At 37.5% G+C, this 18,669-nt stretch carries 22 protein-coding genes; 21 read left to right on the top strand and 1 reads right to left on the bottom strand.

Annotated elements, in window-relative coordinates; genetic code table 11:
* The 21 genes from EHV10_RS06810 (at position 1) to EHV10_RS06700 (ending at position 17,988) form a co-directional block, all read left to right on the top strand.
* Positions 1-492 carry a hypothetical protein gene (locus EHV10_RS06810; RefSeq protein WP_128673989.1) on the top strand — a complete coding sequence of 164 codons (492 nt, stop codon included), beginning with the start codon at positions 1-3 and terminating at the stop codon, positions 490-492.
* 130 nt (positions 493-622) lie between these two features.
* Positions 623-1,165 carry an RNA 2'-phosphotransferase gene (locus tag EHV10_RS06805; protein ID WP_128673988.1) on the top strand — a complete coding sequence of 181 codons (543 nt, stop codon included), beginning with the start codon at positions 623-625 and terminating at the stop codon, positions 1,163-1,165.
* A 37-nt stretch (positions 1,166-1,202) separates the two neighbouring features.
* Entirely contained in the window at positions 1,203-1,667 is a 465-nt protein-coding gene (locus EHV10_RS06800) for a hypothetical protein (protein WP_128673987.1), read from the top strand.
* A gap of 42 nt (positions 1,668-1,709) precedes the next feature.
* A complete protein-coding gene (locus tag EHV10_RS06795; protein WP_009447091.1) occupies positions 1,710-2,177 on the top strand; it encodes a hypothetical protein in 468 nt (155 codons plus the stop codon).
* A 64-nt stretch (positions 2,178-2,241) separates the two neighbouring features.
* A complete protein-coding gene (locus EHV10_RS06790; protein WP_128673986.1) occupies positions 2,242-2,715 on the top strand; it encodes a hypothetical protein in 474 nt (157 codons plus the stop codon).
* A gap of 28 nt (positions 2,716-2,743) precedes the next feature.
* Entirely contained in the window at positions 2,744-3,229 is a 486-nt protein-coding gene (locus EHV10_RS06785; protein WP_128673985.1) for a hypothetical protein, read from the top strand.
* Between the two features lie 37 nt (positions 3,230-3,266).
* Positions 3,267-3,677 carry a hypothetical protein gene (locus EHV10_RS06780; protein WP_128673984.1) on the top strand — a complete coding sequence of 137 codons (411 nt, stop codon included), beginning with the start codon at positions 3,267-3,269 and terminating at the stop codon, positions 3,675-3,677.
* 315 nt (positions 3,678-3,992) lie between these two features.
* Entirely contained in the window at positions 3,993-4,307 is a 315-nt protein-coding gene (locus EHV10_RS06770) for a YdcP family protein (protein ID WP_000420682.1), read from the top strand.
* Between the two features lie 18 nt (positions 4,308-4,325).
* Positions 4,326-4,709, top strand: coding sequence for a YdcP family protein (locus EHV10_RS06765; RefSeq protein WP_001234286.1), 384 nt, complete (start codon positions 4,326-4,328; stop codon positions 4,707-4,709).
* A 28-nt stretch (positions 4,710-4,737) separates the two neighbouring features.
* Positions 4,738-6,123 (top strand): FtsK/SpoIIIE domain-containing protein, encoded by a 1,386-nt coding sequence (locus EHV10_RS06760; protein ID WP_000813488.1) that lies wholly within the window; start codon positions 4,738-4,740, stop codon positions 6,121-6,123.
* 177 nt (positions 6,124-6,300) lie between these two features.
* A complete protein-coding gene (gene mobT / locus EHV10_RS06750; RefSeq protein WP_000398284.1) occupies positions 6,301-7,506 on the top strand; it encodes a MobT family relaxase in 1,206 nt (401 codons plus the stop codon).
* A gap of 42 nt (positions 7,507-7,548) precedes the next feature.
* Positions 7,549-7,770 carry a hypothetical protein gene (locus EHV10_RS06745; RefSeq protein ID WP_001009056.1) on the top strand — a complete coding sequence of 74 codons (222 nt, stop codon included), beginning with the start codon at positions 7,549-7,551 and terminating at the stop codon, positions 7,768-7,770.
* A gap of 116 nt (positions 7,771-7,886) precedes the next feature.
* Positions 7,887-8,384, top strand: a complete 498-nt coding sequence (locus EHV10_RS06740; RefSeq protein ID WP_000342539.1) for an antirestriction protein ArdA — start codon at positions 7,887-7,889, stop codon at positions 8,382-8,384.
* 88 nt (positions 8,385-8,472) lie between these two features.
* Positions 8,473-8,865, top strand: coding sequence for a conjugal transfer protein (locus EHV10_RS06735; protein ID WP_000723888.1), 393 nt, complete (start codon positions 8,473-8,475; stop codon positions 8,863-8,865).
* The gene (tcpF, locus tag EHV10_RS06730) at positions 8,849-11,296 is read left to right on the top strand and encodes a conjugal transfer ATPase TcpF (protein WP_128673983.1); all 2,448 of its coding nucleotides are present in this window, start codon (positions 8,849-8,851) and stop codon (positions 11,294-11,296) included. Before EHV10_RS06735 ends, tcpF begins: the two co-directional genes overlap by 17 nt.
* 2 nt (positions 11,297-11,298) lie before the next feature.
* Positions 11,299-13,476, top strand: a complete 2,178-nt coding sequence (locus EHV10_RS06725; RefSeq protein ID WP_128673982.1) for a CD3337/EF1877 family mobilome membrane protein — start codon at positions 11,299-11,301, stop codon at positions 13,474-13,476.
* Positions 13,473-14,474 (top strand): bifunctional lytic transglycosylase/C40 family peptidase, encoded by a 1,002-nt coding sequence (locus EHV10_RS06720; protein WP_000769868.1) that lies wholly within the window; start codon positions 13,473-13,475, stop codon positions 14,472-14,474. The genes EHV10_RS06725 and EHV10_RS06720 overlap by 4 nt, the downstream gene beginning before the upstream one ends.
* A 14-nt stretch (positions 14,475-14,488) precedes the next feature.
* Positions 14,489-15,406 carry a conjugal transfer protein gene (locus tag EHV10_RS06715; RefSeq protein ID WP_000975335.1) on the top strand — a complete coding sequence of 306 codons (918 nt, stop codon included), beginning with the start codon at positions 14,489-14,491 and terminating at the stop codon, positions 15,404-15,406.
* Positions 15,407-15,680: 274 nt separating this feature from the next.
* Positions 15,681-15,767: a tetracycline resistance determinant leader peptide gene (locus EHV10_RS06710; RefSeq protein ID WP_012386611.1), complete on the top strand. Its 87-nt coding sequence runs from the start codon at positions 15,681-15,683 to the stop codon at positions 15,765-15,767.
* 15 nt (positions 15,768-15,782) lie between these two features.
* Entirely contained in the window at positions 15,783-17,702 is a 1,920-nt protein-coding gene (tet(M), locus tag EHV10_RS06705; protein WP_002414694.1) for a tetracycline resistance ribosomal protection protein Tet(M), read from the top strand.
* Between the two features lie 97 nt (positions 17,703-17,799).
* Positions 17,800-17,988: a cysteine-rich KTR domain-containing protein gene (locus tag EHV10_RS06700; RefSeq protein WP_012962334.1), complete on the top strand. Its 189-nt coding sequence runs from the start codon at positions 17,800-17,802 to the stop codon at positions 17,986-17,988.
* A 59-nt stretch (positions 17,989-18,047) separates the two neighbouring features.
* On the opposite strand, the gene EHV10_RS06695 is transcribed toward EHV10_RS06700, so the two are convergent.
* Positions 18,048-18,401: a helix-turn-helix transcriptional regulator gene (locus EHV10_RS06695; protein ID WP_001227347.1), complete on the bottom strand. Its 354-nt coding sequence runs from the start codon at positions 18,399-18,401 to the stop codon at positions 18,048-18,050.
* Between the last annotated feature and the right edge of the window lie 268 nt (positions 18,402-18,669).

Here is an 18,669-nt window from a genome sequence, read left to right as displayed (position 1 = left end):
ATGGGGGTGCCAGCATCGTTATTTAGAAAAGGTGAATATCCAACAGAAAAAGACTTGGATATAATAATTGATATATTTACAAAGATGAAGTTTTATCCAAGTGGTAAAGAAAAAGATAAATTAATTACAGGCGAAAGTTTCAGTATCAGTTTTATCAATGATCATTGGAAAAGAAAATGGGATGATGACGATTATCAATGGGATTCGTTTGATTATAATGATAATATTATAATTTATTTTTATCCGAAGCCAAAAGAATCACTTGAATACTATATTCCAAGTATGGGAGAAACAGTGCCAAGTTATATTATTTTTGATGATATATCAGGTAGAGAAAGACTTTTGTTGGAATTTTTTCGTAGATATTTTAAGCTTTTTCCTGAGGATGTATTTATGGAGGAGTACTTTTATACAAAGGATGATATAGATAAGTTATATGCAAAACTACCTTGGAATGAATTATGGGCGTATGAGGATCCTAAAACATTCTAAATTATACTATTGATATTTTTTTAAGAGGAGCTGTTTTATATTTAACAGCTCTTCTTTACTAAAAAAGTTGATAAACTTATAGATTGGTTTAGAGAGGTTATAGACGAGATGATAGAGGAAGGGGAATACGATGAAATATGAAGAATTAAGTAAGGAAGTTTCATACGCACTTCGACATGCGCCGTGGGAGTATGAACTTGAAATGGATGAAGAAGGTTGGGTAAGTATTGAACAGCTTTTGAGTGCTCTAAATACAGAAGGTAAGTTTGGAAATATAACAAGGAATGATTTGGCTGTTATGATTGACAAGTCTGAAAAGAAAAGACATGAAATAAAGGCAGGAAAAATAAGAGCTATGTACGGGCATTCCATACCGATGCATATAGTAAAGGAAGAGAAGATTCCACCTGATAAATTATATCATGGTACTGCAAGGAGATTTATTGAGAGCATAAAAAAGAACGGACTTTTACCTATGAGCAGACAATATGTACACCTGTCAGCTGATATAGATACAGCGAAGAAAGTAGGGCTTAGGCGTGACAAGAGTCCATGTATATTGGAAATTGATTCTAAGAGAGCGTATGAGGACGGAGTGGCATTCTATCATGGAAATGAAAAAGTGTGGCTGGCAGACATAATACCGCCTTGCTATGTAAGGAAATTAAATTGATAAATAGATTTGAGTAGATAAAGGAGTTTTTTAAATAATGTTAGATACAGGTATATTAAGGAAAAAAGTAACAGCTAATAAAGAAGACATGGAAAAAGTCATAAACATTTTAATGTCAATAGGATATACACATTGTTCAATTAGTGACTCAAATGATTATTACAGTTTGTCTGCAAGTATACTTGAAGAGGATGATGAAAGTAATATAAGAAAAAGAGTTTACAATATGTACTTAAATATGTTCCTGGTGGAGAGAGATAGAGAAGGGGTGTATAAGTTTTTTTATCCAAGAGAAAATTGCTATTATTATGCATATATTTACTTTGATGACATTAAAGGAAGAGAATTGATAATATCGGAGTTTTTATATAGATATTTTAAACTCTTTCCTGAGGATATTTTCTTAAGTGCGTCAGGATATGTATATACAAAAGAAGACATTGAAAAAGTATACTCTAGTAAAGACTCAAATTGGATATATTACAGTCCGGATGCTTTGTAAAAAAGATCTCTTGTGGCAGCAGTATAAGAAGGGGATGTACATATGATATGTGAGGGAAGAATATTAGAAAAATTTGAGAGAAAAAGTATAACTGTTGATTGCAGGATGCTAAAGATACTTGATGCTATGAACTACCATAGAATAGTGACAATAGATAAAAGTGATGGTAGTCTTATACTGTTTAAGGAAGATAATGAATACGATTTTTTTGATGAAAAAGATCCTGCGCCAATTATTCAAATTTATGCTTATTTAGGTATAAAGGAGGTTTTCACAAGAAAATCAAGAAAAAATGAGCTTGTTACCTTTTTTCGCTTTCCGGATATGATTGGAAAAGAACTTATCATATTGGAAATAGTACACAGATATATGGAAGAATACCCAAATACCGCATTCTATGTTGATAACGGTTATACATTCAGAAAACATCATATTGATGCAATATATAAAATGCCTGAACCGGATGCGGAGTGGATTTATAAAAGCCCGGATACGTATATAAAAGGATAATGTAGATAAGTTATATGCTTAACAGGACTATTTTGTGGCAGCAGTATAAAAGGGAGAATTATATATGATATGTGAGGGAAGAATATTACAAAAATCTGAGGGCAGAAAAACATCTATCGGTGTCAGCATGTGGAAAATACTTGATGCTATGAACTACAATAGAAGATTGATGATAGGTAAAAGAGATTATGATATTATACTGTCTAAAGAAGACAGTGAATATGATTTTTTTGATAAAAAGGATCCTGCACCATTGATTCAGATTTATTCTTATGTAGATATAAAAGAGATTTTCATAAGAAAGTCAAGGAAACAGGGACTTGAGACCTTCTTTCGCTTTCCTGATATGATTGGAAAAGAACTGGTTATATTGGAAATAGTATACAGATATATGGAGGAATATCCAAATACCGCATTCTATGTTGATAACGGTTATACATTCAGGAAACATAATATTGATGCAATATATAATATGCCTGAGCCTGATGTAGGGTGGATTTACAAAAATCCTGATAAATATGATAAGAGTAAACACTAAAAAATAATTTTGGGAGGATATTAAGGTAATGGGAGCATCAGCGTCAATGTTTAGAAAAGGTAAATATGTAACAGAAAAAGACTTGGATATAATAATTGATATATTTACTGAAATGGGATTTTATTCAAGTAATAAGTTGAATATTACTTCAGGTGAAAGAGTATATTCAACTGTGAGTTTTTTTAATGATGAGTCGATAAGAAAGTGGGATGAGAACGAATTTGATTCATTAGATGATAATGACAATATTAGAATTTACTTCTTTCCTAATGTGGAAATAGAGCTTGGAGAATATATTCCAAGTATGGGAGAAGAAGTACCTGATTTTCTTTACTTTGAAGATATTTCAGGTAGAGGCAGATTATTACTGGAATTTTTGCATAGATATTTTAAATTGTTTCCGGAAGATGTATTTATGGAAATGCACTTTTATACAAAGGATGATATAGATAAGTTATATGCGAAGGTACCATGGAATGAGACTTGGATGTATGAGGATCCCGGTACATTTTAACAAATATTTTTGAAGAACTTGAGGAGATATTAAAGTGATGGCAACAGCAATGAGACTTTTAAGAAGTGAAATTCACCCTGATTATACAAGAATAGAAGAGATAATAAATATTTTTGTATCATTAGGTTATACAAGATTTAGTATGGATGATAAAATAGATGTTTATATATTAACAATAGCTATGCCGATTACTGATGATGAGTTAGTTAATTCAGAGAACCTTAAAAAGAGTACAATTATTTATATCGATTTAATAGAGAACGATGAGGAAATGTATTATTGTCCCAAAACTTGTAAAAAATATTACTCTTATTTATTTTTTGAAAATGTTAGCTCTAGAGAAATAATAATATTGGAATTTTTACATAGATATTTTGAACTTTATCCGGATGATATATTTTGGGACTGTGATAAGTTTTTTTCAAAGAAAAATAGCATAAAAATCTAGTTATCCGCATAAAAACTGGACTTATCACACTTTATCAAGGTCAAAACCACTCAATTTACTACTAATTTACTACTTATGAATGAGCTTTGATACGACGATTTATCCTTGAAAAGTGAAGATATAAAGATACTTCCAATAAAATTTGAATATTTAATAGGTAGACACTTCAAAAAATGAGGTGTCTATTTTTTTACCCGATTTTGAAAGGAAGTGAACTTATGAAAACAAAAAATCAAGAATCAAAAGGTCGTTCCCCACTCTTTAAGACCATCAAACATTCATTCAGCCAATAAAAAAGAAAGGATAGGTAAAAATATGGAACTTAAATTTGTGATTCCCAACATGGAAAAAACATTCGGCAATTTAGAATTTGCTGGCGAGGATAAAGTCGTTCAGCGAAGAATCAACGGACGGCTAACTGTCTTATCAAGAAGCTATAATCTCTATTCTGATGTTCAAAGAGCAGATGATATTGTGGTGGTGCTTCCTGCTGAAGCTGGCGAAAAACATTTCGGCTTTGAGGAACGTGTGAAGTTAGTCAATCCACGTATTACCGCAGAGGGCTACAAAATCGGCACTCGTGGTTTTACAAATTACCTTTTACATGCTGACGACATGATAAAAGAATAAAGAAAGAGAGGAAAAATGATGAGATTAGCAAATGGCATTGTATTAGATAAAGACACGACTTTTGGAGAATTGAAATTCTCTGCTCTACGTCGTGAAGTGAGAATCCAAAATGAAGACGGGTCGGTTTCAGATGAAATCAAGGAACGTACCTATGACTTAAAATCCAAAGGACAAGGACGCATGATTCAAGTAAGTATTCCTGCCAGCGTGCCTTTGAAAGAGTTTGATTATAACGCACGGGTGGAACTTATCAATCCCATTGCGGACACCGTTGCTACTGCCACCTATCAAGGAGCAGATGTTGACTGGTATATCAAGGCAGACGATATTGTGCTGACAAAGGATTCTAGTTCATTCAAAGCTCAACCACAAGCAAAGAAAGAACCGACACAAGACAAATAGTCGCTAGGTAGAAAGGAGACTTTTTCGCATGAAACAGCGTGGTAAAAGGATTCGCCCATCTGGTAAAGATTTAGTCTTTCATTTTACGATAGCGTCACTCCTGCCTGTTTTCCTGCTGGTTGTCGGACTGTTTCATGTGAAGACAATCCAGCAGATCAACTGGCAGGATTTTAACCTATCACAAGCAGATAAGATTGACATTCCCTATTTAATTATCAGTTTCAGTGTCGCAATTCTTATCTGCTTGCTGGTAGCGTTTGTATTCAAACGGGTTCGCTATGATACGGTTAAACAACTTTACCACCGTCAAAAACTGGCAAAGATGATACTTGAAAACAAGTGGTATGAATCTGAACAGGTCAAAACAGAGGGTTTCTTTAAAGATAGTGCTGGTCGTACAAAGGAAAAGATAACCTACTTCCCTAAAATGTATTATCGACTTAAAAATGGCTTGATACAGATACGGGTGGAAATCACGCTGGGAAAATATCAAGACCAACTCTTACACTTGGAAAAGAAATTAGAGAGTGGCTTGTACTGTGAGCTGACGGATAAAGAGTTAAAGGATTCCTATGTGGAATATACTTTGCTCTATGACACCATAGCCAGTCGTATTTCTATTGATGAAGTAGAAGCTAAAGATGGTAAACTTCGCTTAATGAAAAACGTATGGTGGGAATATGATAAGCTCCCTCATATGTTGATTGCTGGTGGTACAGGTGGCGGTAAAACTTACTTTATACTGACACTGATTGAAGCCTTGCTTCATACAGATTCAAAACTGTATATTCTTGACCCGAAAAATGCTGACCTTGCGGACTTAGGTTCTGTGATGGCAAATGTCTACTATAGAAAAGAAGACTTGCTTTCTTGCATTGAAACATTCTATGAAGAAATGATGAAACGTAGTGAGGAAATGAAGCAGATGAAGAACTATAAGACTGGCAAAAATTATGCTTACTTAGGTCTCCCGGCACACTTCTTAATCTTTGATGAATACGTCGCTTTCATGGAAATGCTGGGAACAAAAGAAAACACCGCAGTTATGAATAAGCTGAAACAGATTGTCATGTTAGGTCGTCAAGCTGGCTTCTTTCTAATACTGGCTTGTCAACGTCCAGACGCAAAATATTTAGGCGACGGAATCCGTGATCAGTTTAATTTCAGAGTGGCTTTAGGTCGTATGTCTGAAATGGGCTATGGCATGATGTTTGGCAGTGACGTACAAAAGGATTTCTTCTTAAAGCGAATCAAAGGTCGTGGCTATGTTGATGTAGGAACAAGTGTCATATCAGAGTTTTATACTCCCCTTGTACCAAAAGGATATGATTTCTTGGAGGAAATTAAAAAGTTATCCAACAGCAGACAGTCCACGCAGGCGACGTGCGAAGCGGAAGTCGCAGGTGTGGACTGATCTTGCTGGCTGGTGTGGCAATAGCCACGCCAGCACTTAACCCCCCGTATCTAACAGGGGGGTACAAATCGACAGGAAACAGTCAAAAAAACATTAGAAAATCCTTTGGTTACAAGGGATTTACAAAATTTCAGCGTATGTCAAATGGGCTTTAAAAGTTGACATACGCCTTTTTGATTGGAGGGATTTTTACTGAATGAACAAACTTGGTTACAGCATTTAAAAGAAAAACGCTTGGCTTATGGACTATCTCAAAACCGTTTAGCTGTTGCGACTGGTATTACAAGGCAGTATCTAAGCGATATTGAAACAGGAAAAGTCAAGCCATCAGAGGATTTACAGCAGTCCCTTTGGGAAGCTCTGGAACGCTTCAATCCCGACGCTCCCCTTGAAATGCTGTTTGATTATGTAAGGATTCGCTTTCCGACAACAGACGTACAGCAGGTGGTCGAAAACATCTTACAACTGAAACTGTCCTATTTTCTTCATGAGGACTATGGTTTCTATTCTTATTCAGAGCATTATGCTTTAGGCGACATATTCGTCCTTTGCTCCCATGAACTGGACAAAGGAGTTCTGGTGGAATTGAAAGGTCGTGGGTGCAGACAATTTGAAAGCTATCTTCTGGCACAACAAAGAAGCTGGTATGAGTTCTTTATGGACGTTTTGGTGGCTGGCGGTGTGATGAAACGCCTTGACCTTGCCATTAACGATAAGACAGGGATTTTGAATATCCCTGTACTCACTGAAAAGTGCCAACAGGAAGAATGTATCTCCGTCTTCCGCAGTTTTAAAAGCTATCGCAGTGGCGAACTGGTACGCAAAGAGGAAAAGGAATGTATGGGAAACACCCTCTATATCGGTTCATTACAAAGTGAAGTTTATTTCTGTATCTATGAAAAGGACTACGAGCAGTACAAGAAAAATGATATTCCCATTGAAGACGCAGAAGTAAAAAACCGTTTTGAGATTCGATTGAAAAATGAGCGTGCCTATTATGCAGTCCGTGATTTACTCGTCTATGACAATCCAGAGCATACCGCCTTTAAAATTATCAATCGGTATATCCGTTTTGTAGATAAAGACGATTCCAAACCTCGTTCTGATTGGAAACTGAATGAAGAATGGGCTTGGTTTATTGGGAACAATCGTGAACGATTAAAACTAACCACAAAACCAGAGCCTTACTCCTTCCAAAGGACGCTGAACTGGCTATCTCATCAAGTTGCCCCGACCTTAAAGGTTGCGATTAAACTTGATGAAATCAACCAGACGCAGGTTGTAAAAGACATTCTCGACCATGCGAAACTGACAGACCGACACAAGCAGATTTTGAAGCAACAGTCAGTAAAAGAACAGGACGTGATAACAACAAAAAAATAACTCAAATACAAATTCATTGAATATAGAGAGGAGAACATTTTTATGAATTTTGGACAAAACCTTTATAACTGGTTTCTATCAAACGCTCAATCACTGGTGCTTTTAGCAATCGTTGTGATTGGCTTGTATCTTGGCTTCAAGCGTGAGTTTAGCAAACTGATTGGCTTTTTAATTATTGCGATTATTGCGGTTGGCTTAGTCTTCAACGCTGCTGGAGTAAAAGACATTTTACTAGAGCTATTCAATCGCATTATTGGTGCTTAAATAAAACCGTTCTTTTGTGGAATATAAGTGGTTTTCTTATGTTCCGCAAAGGAATGGTACACCAAACGAAGTGCGGTAGGGATTTTTGAATCTCTACAAAGAAAGGACGTGAATATATGGACGATATGCAAGTCTATATTGCGAATTTAGGCAAATACAATGAGGGCGAATTGGTCGGTGCGTGGTTTACCTTTCCCATTGACTTTGAGGAAGTCAAAGAGAAAATCGGCTTGAATGATGAATATGAGGAATACGCCATTCATGACTACGAGTTACCCTTTACGGTTGACGAATACACTTCCATTGGCGAACTCAATCGACTATGGGAAATGGTATCGGAATTACCCGAAGAATTACAATCGGAGCTATCTGCTCTGCTCACTCATTTTTCAAGCATTGAAGAACTAAGCGAACATCAAGAGGATATTATCATTCATTCCGATTGTGATGATATGTATGACGTGGCACGCTACTACATTGAAGAAACGGGTGCTTTAGGCGAAGTACCAGCTAGTCTTCAAAACTATATTGATTATCAAGCCTATGGTCGGGATTTAGACCTTTCAGGAACGTTTATCTCAACCAATCATGGGATTTTTGAAATCGTCTATTAAATCTGTCGGTACATTACTACTGGCAGATTTTCTATTTTACGGGGTGGCTCAATCAGCTACCCCTATTTTTTATGAAAGGATTGATTACATGAAGAAAATACGAAGCTATACCAGTATCTGGTCTGTGGAAAAGGTACTGTATTCTATCAATGATTTTAGACTTCCGTTTCCCATAACCTTTACGCAAATGACATGGTTTGTCGTGTCACTCTTTGCAGTGATGATACTTGGCAACTTGCCCCCTCTTTCCATGATAGAGGGAGCATTTCTCAAATACTTTGGGATTCCTGTGGCTTTCACATGGTTTATGTCTACAAAAACTTTTGATGGTAAAAAGCCTTATGGATTTTTGAAGTCTGTCATTGCTTATGCACTGCGACCAAAGCTGACCTATGCAGGAAAAAAAGTAACGCTTGGCAGAAACCAGCCACAAGAAGCCATTACAGCAGTTAGGAGTGAATTTTATGGCATATCCAATTAAATACATTGAAAACAATCTCGTCTGGAATAAAGACGGGGAATGTTATGCTTACTATGAGCTTGTTCCTTACAATTACTCATTTCTAAGTCCAGAACAGAAAATACAAGTGCATGATTCTTTCAGACAGCTTATCGCACAAAATCGTGATGGCAAAATTCATGCTTTACAAATCAGTACAGAATCCAGCATACGTTCTGCACAAGAGCGTTCCAAAAATGAAGTCACTGGCAAGCTCAAAGCGGTTGCCTATGACAAAATCGACCAACAGACAGACGCTTTAATATCCATGATTGGCGAAAATCAAGTGAACTACCGTTTCTTTATCGGCTTTAAGTTGCTTCTCAACGATCAGGAGTTTTCTATGAAAAGTCTTACCGTTGAAGCAAAAAATGCTTTGTCTGATTTTGTCTATGATGTGAACCATAAGCTGATGGGCGATTTTGTTAGTATGAGTAATGATGAAATCCTGCGTTTTCAGAAGGTGGAAAAGCTCTTAGAAAATAAAATCTCTCGTCGTTTCAAAATCCGCAGGTTAGATAAGGACGACTTCGGCTATCTGATTGAACACCTTTACGGACAGACAGGCACTGCCTATGAAGAGTATGAGTACCATCTATCAAAGAAAAAGCTGGATAATGAAACGCTGATTAAATACTATGACTTGATTAAGCCTACTCGCTGTTTGGTGGAAGAAAAACAGCGATATTTGAAAATCCAGCAGGAAGATGAAACCGTCTATGTAGCTTACTTTACCATTAACAGCATTGTCGGAGAACTGGACTTCCCGTCCTCTGAAATCTTCTACTACCAGCAACAGCAATTTACATTCCCGATTGATACGTCAATGAATGTGGAAATTGTAGCGAATCGTAAAGCCCTATCTACTGTCCGCAATAAAAAGAAAGAACTGAAAGACTTGGATAACCACGCTTGGCAAAGTGATAATGAAACCAGCTCCAATGTGGCGGAAGCTCTGGAAAGTGTGAATGAGCTGGAAACCAATTTAGACCAAAGCAAGGAATCTATGTACAAGCTGTCTTATGTGGTAAGGGTATCAGCAAATGATCTTGACGAACTCAAACGTCGTTGTAATGAAGTGAAAGATTTTTATGACGATTTAAGCGTAAAACTGGTACGACCATTTGGGGATATGCTCGGCTTACATGAAGAATTTTTACCTGCCAGCAAGCGTTATATGAATGATTATATTCAATACGTGACCTCTGATTTCCTCGCTGGTTTAGGTTTTGGTGCTACTCAAATGCTGGGGGAAAATGAGGGGATTTATGTTGGCTACAGCTTAGATACTGGACGCAATGTCTATCTGAAACCTGCTCTTGCCAGTCAAGGGGTTAAGGGTTCAGTAACCAATGCGTTAGCGTCGGCTTTTGTTGGTTCGCTGGGTGGTGGTAAATCCTTTGCGAATAACCTTATCGTCTATTATGCGGTGCTTTATGGGGCACAAGCAGTGATTGTAGACCCAAAAGCAGAACGTGGCAGATGGAAAGAAACCTTGCCAGAGATTTCCCATGAAATCAATATCGTCACTCTGACTTCTGATGAGAAAAACAAAGGCTTACTTGACCCTTATGTGATTATGAAAAATCCCAAAGATTCTGAATCACTGGCTATTGATATTCTGACATTCCTTACGGGGATTTCCTCTCGTGATGGGGAACGCTTCCCAATCCTTAGAAAAGCCATTCGTGCAGTAACCAATAGTGAAGTACGAGGGTTGATGAAAGTGATTGAGGAATTACGGGTTGAGAATACGCCACTAAGTACCAGTATAGCCGACCATATCGAAAGTTTTACAGACTATGACTTTGCACATTTATTATTCAGTAATGGTTATGTGGAGCAGTCTATCAGCTTAGAAAAACAACTGAACATTATACAGGTTGCGGACTTGGTACTTCCCGACAAGGAAACTTCCTTTGAGGAATATACCACTATGGAGCTTTTATCCGTTGCTATGCTGATTGTCATTAGTACCTTTGCTTTAGACTTTATCCATACAGACCGAAGCATTTTCAAGATTGTAGATTTAGACGAAGCATGGAGCTTTTTACAGGTAGCACAAGGAAAAACACTATCTATGAAGCTGGTTCGGGCTGGTCGTGCTATGAACGCTGGGGTATATTTCGTGACCCAAAATACAGACGACCTCTTAGATGAAAAACTGAAAAATAACCTCGGCTTAAAATTTGCATTTCGTTCCACTGACCTTAACGAGATTAAAAAGACCTTAGCCTTTTTTGGTGTAGACCCAGAGGACGAAAACAATCAGAAGCGATTGCGTGATTTGGAAAACGGGCAATGCCTTATCAGTGATTTATATGGTCGTGTCGGTGTGATACAGTTCCACCCTGTATTTGAAGAACTGCTCCATGCCTTTGATACCAGACCACCTGTGCGAAAAGAGGTGTAAATGTGAAACCATCAATAGTAAACAGAATAAAATCAAACTGGACGCTGAAACGTCTAGGTAAAGTGGCAATGACAGTGGCTTTCACACTTGTGATTGCCATTTTTCTTTTAGCCATGCTGGGAACGGTGGTTCAAGCTGCGGGCTTGGTAGATGATACGGTCAATGTGGCAAATGAATACAGCCGATACCCACTTGAAAACTATCAACTGGATTTTTATGTGGATAATAGCTGGGGCTGGCTTCCGTGGAACTGGTCGGACGGGATTGGAAAACAGGTCATGTATGGACTATATGCCATTACCAATTTTATTTGGACAATCAGTTTGTATGTTTCCAATGCGACAGGTTACTTAGTACAGGAAGCCTATTCCTTAGACTTCATTTCCGCTACAGCAGATTCCATTGGTAAGAATATGCAGACCTTAGCTGGTGTGAGTGCAAACGGATTTTCAACAGAGGGTTTCTATGTTGGATTCCTCTTACTCTTGATTTTGGTTCTTGGGGTTTATGTTGCCTATACGGGACTGATAAAGAGAGAAACCACAAAGGCAATTCATGCCATTATGAATTTTGTGCTGGTGTTTATCCTATCGGCTTCCTTTATTGCCTACGCTCCCGACTACATTAAAAAAATCAATGACTTTTCATCAGACATCAGTAATGCCAGTTTATCACTTGGCACGAAGATTGTCATGCCCCATTCCGATAGTCAAGGCAAGGACAGCGTGGACTTAATCAGAGATAGCCTGTTTTCCATACAGGTTCAGCAACCGTGGCTACTGCTTCAATACAACAGTTCAGACATTGAAAGTATCGGTATTGACCGTGTGGAAAGCCTGCTCTCCACCAGCCCAGATTCCAACAATGGCGAAGACAGAGAAAAAATTGTTGCGGAAGAAATTGAAGACAGAAGCAATACCAATCTAACCATTACAAAGACCATTAACCGTTTAGGTACAGTCTTCTTCCTATTTGTCTTCAATATTGGGATTTCCATATTTGTATTCCTATTAACAGGAATCATGATTTTCTCGCAGGTACTTTTTATCATCTATGCTATGTTTCTGCCTGTGAGCTTTATTTTAAGCATGATTCCATCATTTGATGGTATGTCAAAACGAGCCATAACAAAGCTCTTTAATACCATTTTGACACGAGCTGGAATCACATTGATTATTACGACAGCATTTAGTATTTCAACCATGCTCTATACCTTATCGGCTGGTTATCCGTTCTTTTTGATTGCTTTTCTACAGATTGTGACCTTTGCAGGAATCTACTTCAAGCTGGGCGATTTAATGAGTATGTTTTCTCTACAGAGTAACGATTCTCAAAGTGTGGGAAGTCGTGTGATGAGAAAACCTCGTATGCTTATGCACGCTCACATGCACCGTCTACAGCGGAAACTTGGAAGTTCCATGACTACTCTAGGGGCTGGGTCTGCCATTGTTACAGGTAAAAAAGGACAGTCGGGTTCGGGGAGTTCTGCAAGGACACAAGCAGATCACTCCCGACCAGACGGAAAGGAAAAATCAACACTTGGAAAACGTATCGGTCAAACCATCGGTACAGTAGCTGATACCAAAGACAGAATGGTAGACACTGCTAGTGGTTTGAAAGAACAGGTTAAAGATTTGCCGACCAATGCAAGATATGCAGTATATCAAGGAAAATCCAAAGTAAAAGAGAATGTCCGTGATTTAACCAGTAGTATTTCTCAAACCAAAGCGGACAGAGCCAGTGGACGCAAGGAACAGCAGGAACAAAGGCGAAAAACCATTGCGAAGCGTCGCTCTGAAATGGAACAGGTCAAACAGAAAAAACAGCCTGCTTCTTCTGTTCATGAAAGACCGACTACAAGACAAGAACAATATCATGATGAACAGACCTCAAAACAGTCTAATATTCAGACTTCATATAAGGAATCTCAACAAGCCAAACAAGAGCGTCCAGCAGTTAAGTCCGATTTTTCAAGTCCAAAAGTGGAACGCCAAGGCAATACCGTTCAAGAAAAAACCGTTCAAAAGCCAGCAACTTCAACCACTACAGCAGATAGAACTTCACAACGTCCAATCACAAAAGAACGTCCGTCTACTGTTCAAAGAGTACCACTACAAAATACAAGAAGTAGACCACCAATCAAAACCGCCACCATTAAGAAAGTCGGTAAGAAACCATGAAGTTGAAAACTTTAGTGATTGGTGGTTCTGGATTATTCTTGATGGTCTTCTCACTGCTTCTGTTTGTTGCCATTTTATTTTCAGATGAACAGGACAGCGGAATTTCCAATATTCATTATGGAGGTGTGAATGTTTCCGCAGAAGTGCTGGCTCATAAGCCTATGGTAGAAAAATATGCCAAAGAATATGGCGTTGAAGAATATGTCAACATACTTCTTGCGATTATACAGGTGGAATCGGGCGGTACTGCGGAAGATGTTATGCAGTCCTCGGAATCCCTCGGTCTTCCACCTAATTCATTGAGTACAGAAGAATCCATTAAGCAAGGTGTGAAGTATTTCAGTGAATTATTAGCCAGTAGCGAAAGGCTCAGTGTAGATTTAGAATCGGTTATCCAGTCCTACAATTATGGTGGTGGTTTCTTAGGGTATGTGGCTAATCGTGGAAATAAATATACCTTTGAACTGGCTCAAAGTTTCTCAAAAGAGTATTCAGGTGGCGAAAAAGTGTCTTACCCCAATCCCATAGCCATACCTATCAATGGGGGCTGGCGATACAACTATGGCAATATGTTTTATGTGCAACTGGTAACGCAGTATCTTGTCACAACAGAGTTTGATGATGATACGGTACAAGCCATCATGGACGAAGCACTGAAATATGAGGGCTGGCGATACGTTTACGGTGGAGCTTCCCCGACTACTTCTTTTGATTGTAGCGGACTGACACAATGGACGTATGGAAAAGCTGGAATTAACTTACCACGAACCGCACAACAGCAATATGATGTGACCCAGCATATCCCACTATCGGAAGCACAAGCTGGCGATTTGGTTTTCTTTCATTCTACCTATAACGCTGGCTCTTATATTACTCATGTTGGGATATACCTTGGCAATAACCGTATGTTTCATGCAGGCGACCCAATCGGTTATGCCGACTTAACAAGCCCCTACTGGCAACAGCATTTAGTGGGAGCAGGACGAATCAAACAATGAGAAAGGAAGATTTAATGATGAAATTTAGAAAAAATCAGAATAAAGAAAAACAGATACCAAAGGAAAAGAAACCTCGTGTCTACTATAAGGTCAATCCTCATAAAAAGGTTGTGATTGCCTTGTGGGTACTTTTAGGGCTTAGTTTCAGCTTTGCGATATTCAAGCACTTTACAGCTATAGATACTCATACTATTCACGAAACAACTATCATAGAAAAGGAATACGTTGATACTCATCATGTAGAAAATTTTGTAGAGAACTTTGCGAAAGTCTACTATTCATGGGAGCAATCCGATAAGTCCATTGATAATCGAATGGAAAGTCTAAAAGGCTATCTGACAGATGAACTTCAAGCTCTCAATGTTGATACAGTACGCAAAGATATTCCTGTATCGTCTTCTGTAAGAGGATTTCAGATATGGACGGTAGAGCCAACTGGCGACAATGAGTTTAATGTAACCTACAGTGTAGACCAGCTCATTACAGAGGGAGAAAATACAAAGACCGTCCACTCTGCTTATATAGTGAGTGTCTATGTAGATGGTTCTGGAAATATGGTACTGGTTAAGAATCCGACCATTACCAACATACCTAAGAAATCAAGTTATAAACCAAAAGCCATTGAAAGTGAGGGGACGGTTGATTCCATTACAACCAATGAAATCAATGAGTTTTTAACGACGTTCTTCAAGCTCTATCCTACAGCGACAGCCAGTGAACTTTCCTACTATGTGAATGACGGGATATTAAAACCAATCGGAAAAGAGTACATCTTTCAAGAACTGGTAAATCCTATTCACAATCGTAAGGATAATCAAGTCACGGTATCGCTGACAGTGGAGTATATCGACCAGCAGACCAAAGCAACGCAGGTATCTCAATTTGATTTGGTACTTGAAAAGAACGGGAGTAATTGGAAGATTATAGAATAACAAATATTGGTACATTATTACAGCTATTTTGTAATCACGTACTCTCTTTGATAAAAAATTGGAGATTCCTTTACAAATATGCTCTTACGTGCTATTATTTAAGTATCTATTTAAAAGGAGTTAATAAATATGCGGCAAGGTATTCTTAAATAAACTGTCAATTTGATAGTGGGAACAAATAATTGGATGTCCTTTTTTAGGAGGGCTTAGTTTTTTGTACCCAGTTTAAGAATACCTTTATCATGTGATTCTAAAGTATCCGGAGAATATCTGTATGCTTTGTATGCCTATGGTTATGCATAAAAATCCCAGTGATAAGAGTATTTATCACTGGGATTTTTATGCCCTTTTGGGCTTTTGAATGGAGGAAAATCACATGAAAATTATTAATATTGGAGTTTTAGCTCATGTTGATGCGGGAAAAACTACCTTAACAGAAAGCTTATTATATAACAGTGGAGCGATTACAGAATTAGGAAGCGTGGACAGAGGTACAACGAAAACGGATAATACGCTTTTAGAACGTCAGAGAGGAATTACAATTCAGACGGCGATAACCTCTTTTCAGTGGAAAAATACTAAGATAAACATCATAGACACGCCAGGACATATGGATTTTTTAGCAGAAGTATATCGTTCATTATCAGTATTAGATGGGGCAATTCTACTGATTTCTGCAAAAGATGGCGTACAAGCACAAACTCGTATATTGTTTCATGCACTTAGGAAAATAGGTATTCCCACAATCTTTTTTATCAATAAGATTGACCAAAATGGAATTGATTTATCAACGGTTTATCAGGATATTAAAGAGAAACTTTCTGCGGAAATTGTAATCAAACAGAAGGTAGAACTGCATCCTAATATGCGTGTAATGAACTTTACCGAATCTGAACAATGGGATATGGTAATAGAAGGAAATGATTACCTTTTGGAGAAATATACGTCTGGGAAATTATTGGAAGCATTAGAACTCGAACAAGAGGAAAGCATAAGATTTCATAATTGTTCCCTGTTCCCTGTTTATCACGGAAGTGCAAAAAACAATATAGGGATTGATAACCTTATAGAAGTGATTACGAATAAATTTTATTCATCAACACATCGAGGTCAGTCTGAACTTTGCGGAAAAGTTTTCAAAATTGAGTATTCGGAAAAAAGACAGCGTCTTGCATATATACGTCTTTATAGTGGCGTACTGCATTTGCGAGATTCGGTTAGAATATCGGAAAAGGAAAAAATAAAAATTACAGAAATGTATACTTCAATAAATGGTGAATTATGTAAAATCGATAAGGCTTATTCCGGGGAAATTGTTATTTTGCAGAATGAGTTTTTGAAGTTAAATAGTGTTCTTGGAGATACAAAGCTATTGCCACAGAGAGAGAGAATTGAAAATCCCCTCCCTCTGCTGCAAACGACTGTTGAACCGAGCAAACCTCAACAAAGGGAAATGTTACTTGATGCACTTTTAGAAATCTCCGACAGTGACCCGCTTCTGCGATATTATGTGGATTCTGCGACACATGAAATCATACTTTCTTTCTTAGGGAAAGTACAAATGGAAGTGACTTGTGCTCTGCTGCAAGAAAAGTATCATGTGGAGATAGAAATAAAAGAGCCTACAGTCATTTATATGGAAAGACCGTTAAAAAAAGCAGAGTATACCATTCACATCGAAGTTCCACCGAATCCTTTCTGGGCTTCCATTGGTCTATCTGTAGCACCGCTTCCATTAGGGAGCGGAGTACAGTATGAGAGCTCGGTTTCTCTTGGATACTTAAATCAATCGTTTCAAAATGCAGTTATGGAGGGGATACGCTATGGCTGTGAACAAGGATTGTATGGTTGGAATGTGACGGACTGTAAAATCTGTTTTAAGTATGGCTTATACTATAGCCCTGTTAGTACCCCAGCAGATTTTCGGATGCTTGCTCCTATTGTATTGGAACAAGTCTTAAAAAAAGCTGGAACAGAATTGTTAGAGCCATATCTTAGTTTTAAAATTTATGCGCCACAGGAATATCTTTCACGAGCATACAACGATGCTCCTAAATATTGTGCGAACATCGTAGACACTCAATTGAAAAATAATGAGGTCATTCTTAGTGGAGAAATCCCTGCTCGGTGTATTCAAGAATATCGTAGTGATTTAACTTTCTTTACAAATGGACGTAGTGTTTGTTTAACAGAGTTAAAAGGGTACCATGTTACTACCGGTGAACCTGTTTGCCAGCCCCGTCGTCCAAATAGTCGGATAGATAAAGTACGATATATGTTCAATAAAATAACTTAGTGTATTTTATGTTGTTATATAAATATGGTTTCTTGTTAAATAAGATGAAATATTTTTTAATAAAGATTTGAATTAAAGTGTAAAGGAGGAGATAGTTATTATAAACTACAAGTGGATATTGTGTCCTGTATGTGGAAATAAAACACGATTAAAGATAAGGGAAGATACTGAATTAAAAAAATTCCCCCTCTATTGTCCGAAATGCAGACAAGAAAATTTAATTGAAATAAAGCAGTTCAAAGTAACTGTGATTACAGAGCCAGACGCAAAGACGCAGAGCCGATAAAATGAGATTAATACAATCTCATTTTATCGGCTCTTTCCGTTATGTATGGATTCTTTTAATTAGTCTTCGATGTTTCTTGCTTCGTTGATACCGCTGGCTAAAGATTCCATTAAGGATAGTTCTTTGTCTGTAAAGCTATCCATGTATTTCTCTATCTGTAATCGTCGGGTGCTTTTTACCAAGTTATTAGCAGGTAAGAAAAATTCATCAACGGAAACATGAAGTAACGATACAAGGTCATAAAGAACTTGTATGCTGGGGTGTTGCCCTTTATTTTCAATATTAGTTAAGTACCGTGGGTCAATTTCAATCAATGCTCCCACTTGTTCACGAGTTAAACCTCGTTTCAATCGAGCTTCTTTAATGGCTAAACCAAAGGCTCTAAAATCATATTTATCTTCTTTTTTACGCATAGTAGACCACCTCTATACATTTTATTGTTCCTACTGAATTAAAAACAGGTATAGAAAAACGTGTTATATGGTTTATAGGTTTATATTTAATAAAAAGCACTACTAAACGCCAATAAAAAAAACCGTTATATGGTAGTGCTATTTACGCTGTTAAAATATTGTATATTACTTCCAAATGGCGGTTTGTTGGAGGTCAACGTCGCCATGAAGTACATCATATACAATAAATTTCCTTACATTGGGTTCTTGTCAAAAAAAGTCGTCTATC

The sequence above is a fragment of the Lachnoanaerobaculum gingivalis genome (assembly GCF_003862475.1).
Classification (GTDB): domain Bacteria; phylum Bacillota; class Clostridia; order Lachnospirales; family Lachnospiraceae; genus Lachnoanaerobaculum; species Lachnoanaerobaculum gingivalis.
This window is presented reverse-complemented; position numbering and strand designations above follow the sequence as displayed.

Excerpts from the sequence above, each read along its gene's own strand:
- EHV10_RS06800 (WP_128673987.1), top strand. The coding sequence starts at position 1,203 with ATGTTAGATACAGGTATATTAAGGAAAAAAGTAACAGCTAATAAAGAA.
- tcpF (WP_128673983.1), top strand. The coding sequence starts at position 8,849 with ATGGCATATCCAATTAAATACATTGAAAACAATCTCGTCTGGAATAAA.
- EHV10_RS06785 (WP_128673985.1), top strand. The coding sequence starts at position 2,744 with ATGGGAGCATCAGCGTCAATGTTTAGAAAAGGTAAATATGTAACAGAA.
- EHV10_RS06805 (WP_128673988.1), top strand. The coding sequence starts at position 623 with ATGAAATATGAAGAATTAAGTAAGGAAGTTTCATACGCACTTCGACAT.
- EHV10_RS06790 (WP_128673986.1), top strand. The coding sequence starts at position 2,242 with ATGATATGTGAGGGAAGAATATTACAAAAATCTGAGGGCAGAAAAACA.
- EHV10_RS06745 (WP_001009056.1), top strand. The coding sequence starts at position 7,549 with ATGAATTTTGGACAAAACCTTTATAACTGGTTTCTATCAAACGCTCAA.
- EHV10_RS06765 (WP_001234286.1), top strand. The coding sequence starts at position 4,326 with ATGAGATTAGCAAATGGCATTGTATTAGATAAAGACACGACTTTTGGA.
- EHV10_RS06770 (WP_000420682.1), top strand. The coding sequence starts at position 3,993 with ATGGAACTTAAATTTGTGATTCCCAACATGGAAAAAACATTCGGCAAT.
- EHV10_RS06740 (WP_000342539.1), top strand. The coding sequence starts at position 7,887 with ATGGACGATATGCAAGTCTATATTGCGAATTTAGGCAAATACAATGAG.
- EHV10_RS06795 (WP_009447091.1), top strand. The coding sequence starts at position 1,710 with ATGATATGTGAGGGAAGAATATTAGAAAAATTTGAGAGAAAAAGTATA.
- EHV10_RS06720 (WP_000769868.1), top strand. The coding sequence starts at position 13,473 with ATGAAGTTGAAAACTTTAGTGATTGGTGGTTCTGGATTATTCTTGATG.
- EHV10_RS06760 (WP_000813488.1), top strand. The coding sequence starts at position 4,738 with ATGAAACAGCGTGGTAAAAGGATTCGCCCATCTGGTAAAGATTTAGTC.
- EHV10_RS06735 (WP_000723888.1), top strand. The coding sequence starts at position 8,473 with ATGAAGAAAATACGAAGCTATACCAGTATCTGGTCTGTGGAAAAGGTA.
- EHV10_RS06780 (WP_128673984.1), top strand. The coding sequence starts at position 3,267 with ATGGCAACAGCAATGAGACTTTTAAGAAGTGAAATTCACCCTGATTAT.
- EHV10_RS06695 (WP_001227347.1), bottom strand. The coding sequence starts at position 18,401 with ATGCGTAAAAAAGAAGATAAATATGATTTTAGAGCCTTTGGTTTAGCC.
- EHV10_RS06710 (WP_012386611.1), top strand. The coding sequence starts at position 15,681 with ATGCTTTGTATGCCTATGGTTATGCATAAAAATCCCAGTGATAAGAGT.
- EHV10_RS06810 (WP_128673989.1), top strand. The coding sequence starts at position 1 with ATGGGGGTGCCAGCATCGTTATTTAGAAAAGGTGAATATCCAACAGAA.
- EHV10_RS06715 (WP_000975335.1), top strand. The coding sequence starts at position 14,489 with ATGATGAAATTTAGAAAAAATCAGAATAAAGAAAAACAGATACCAAAG.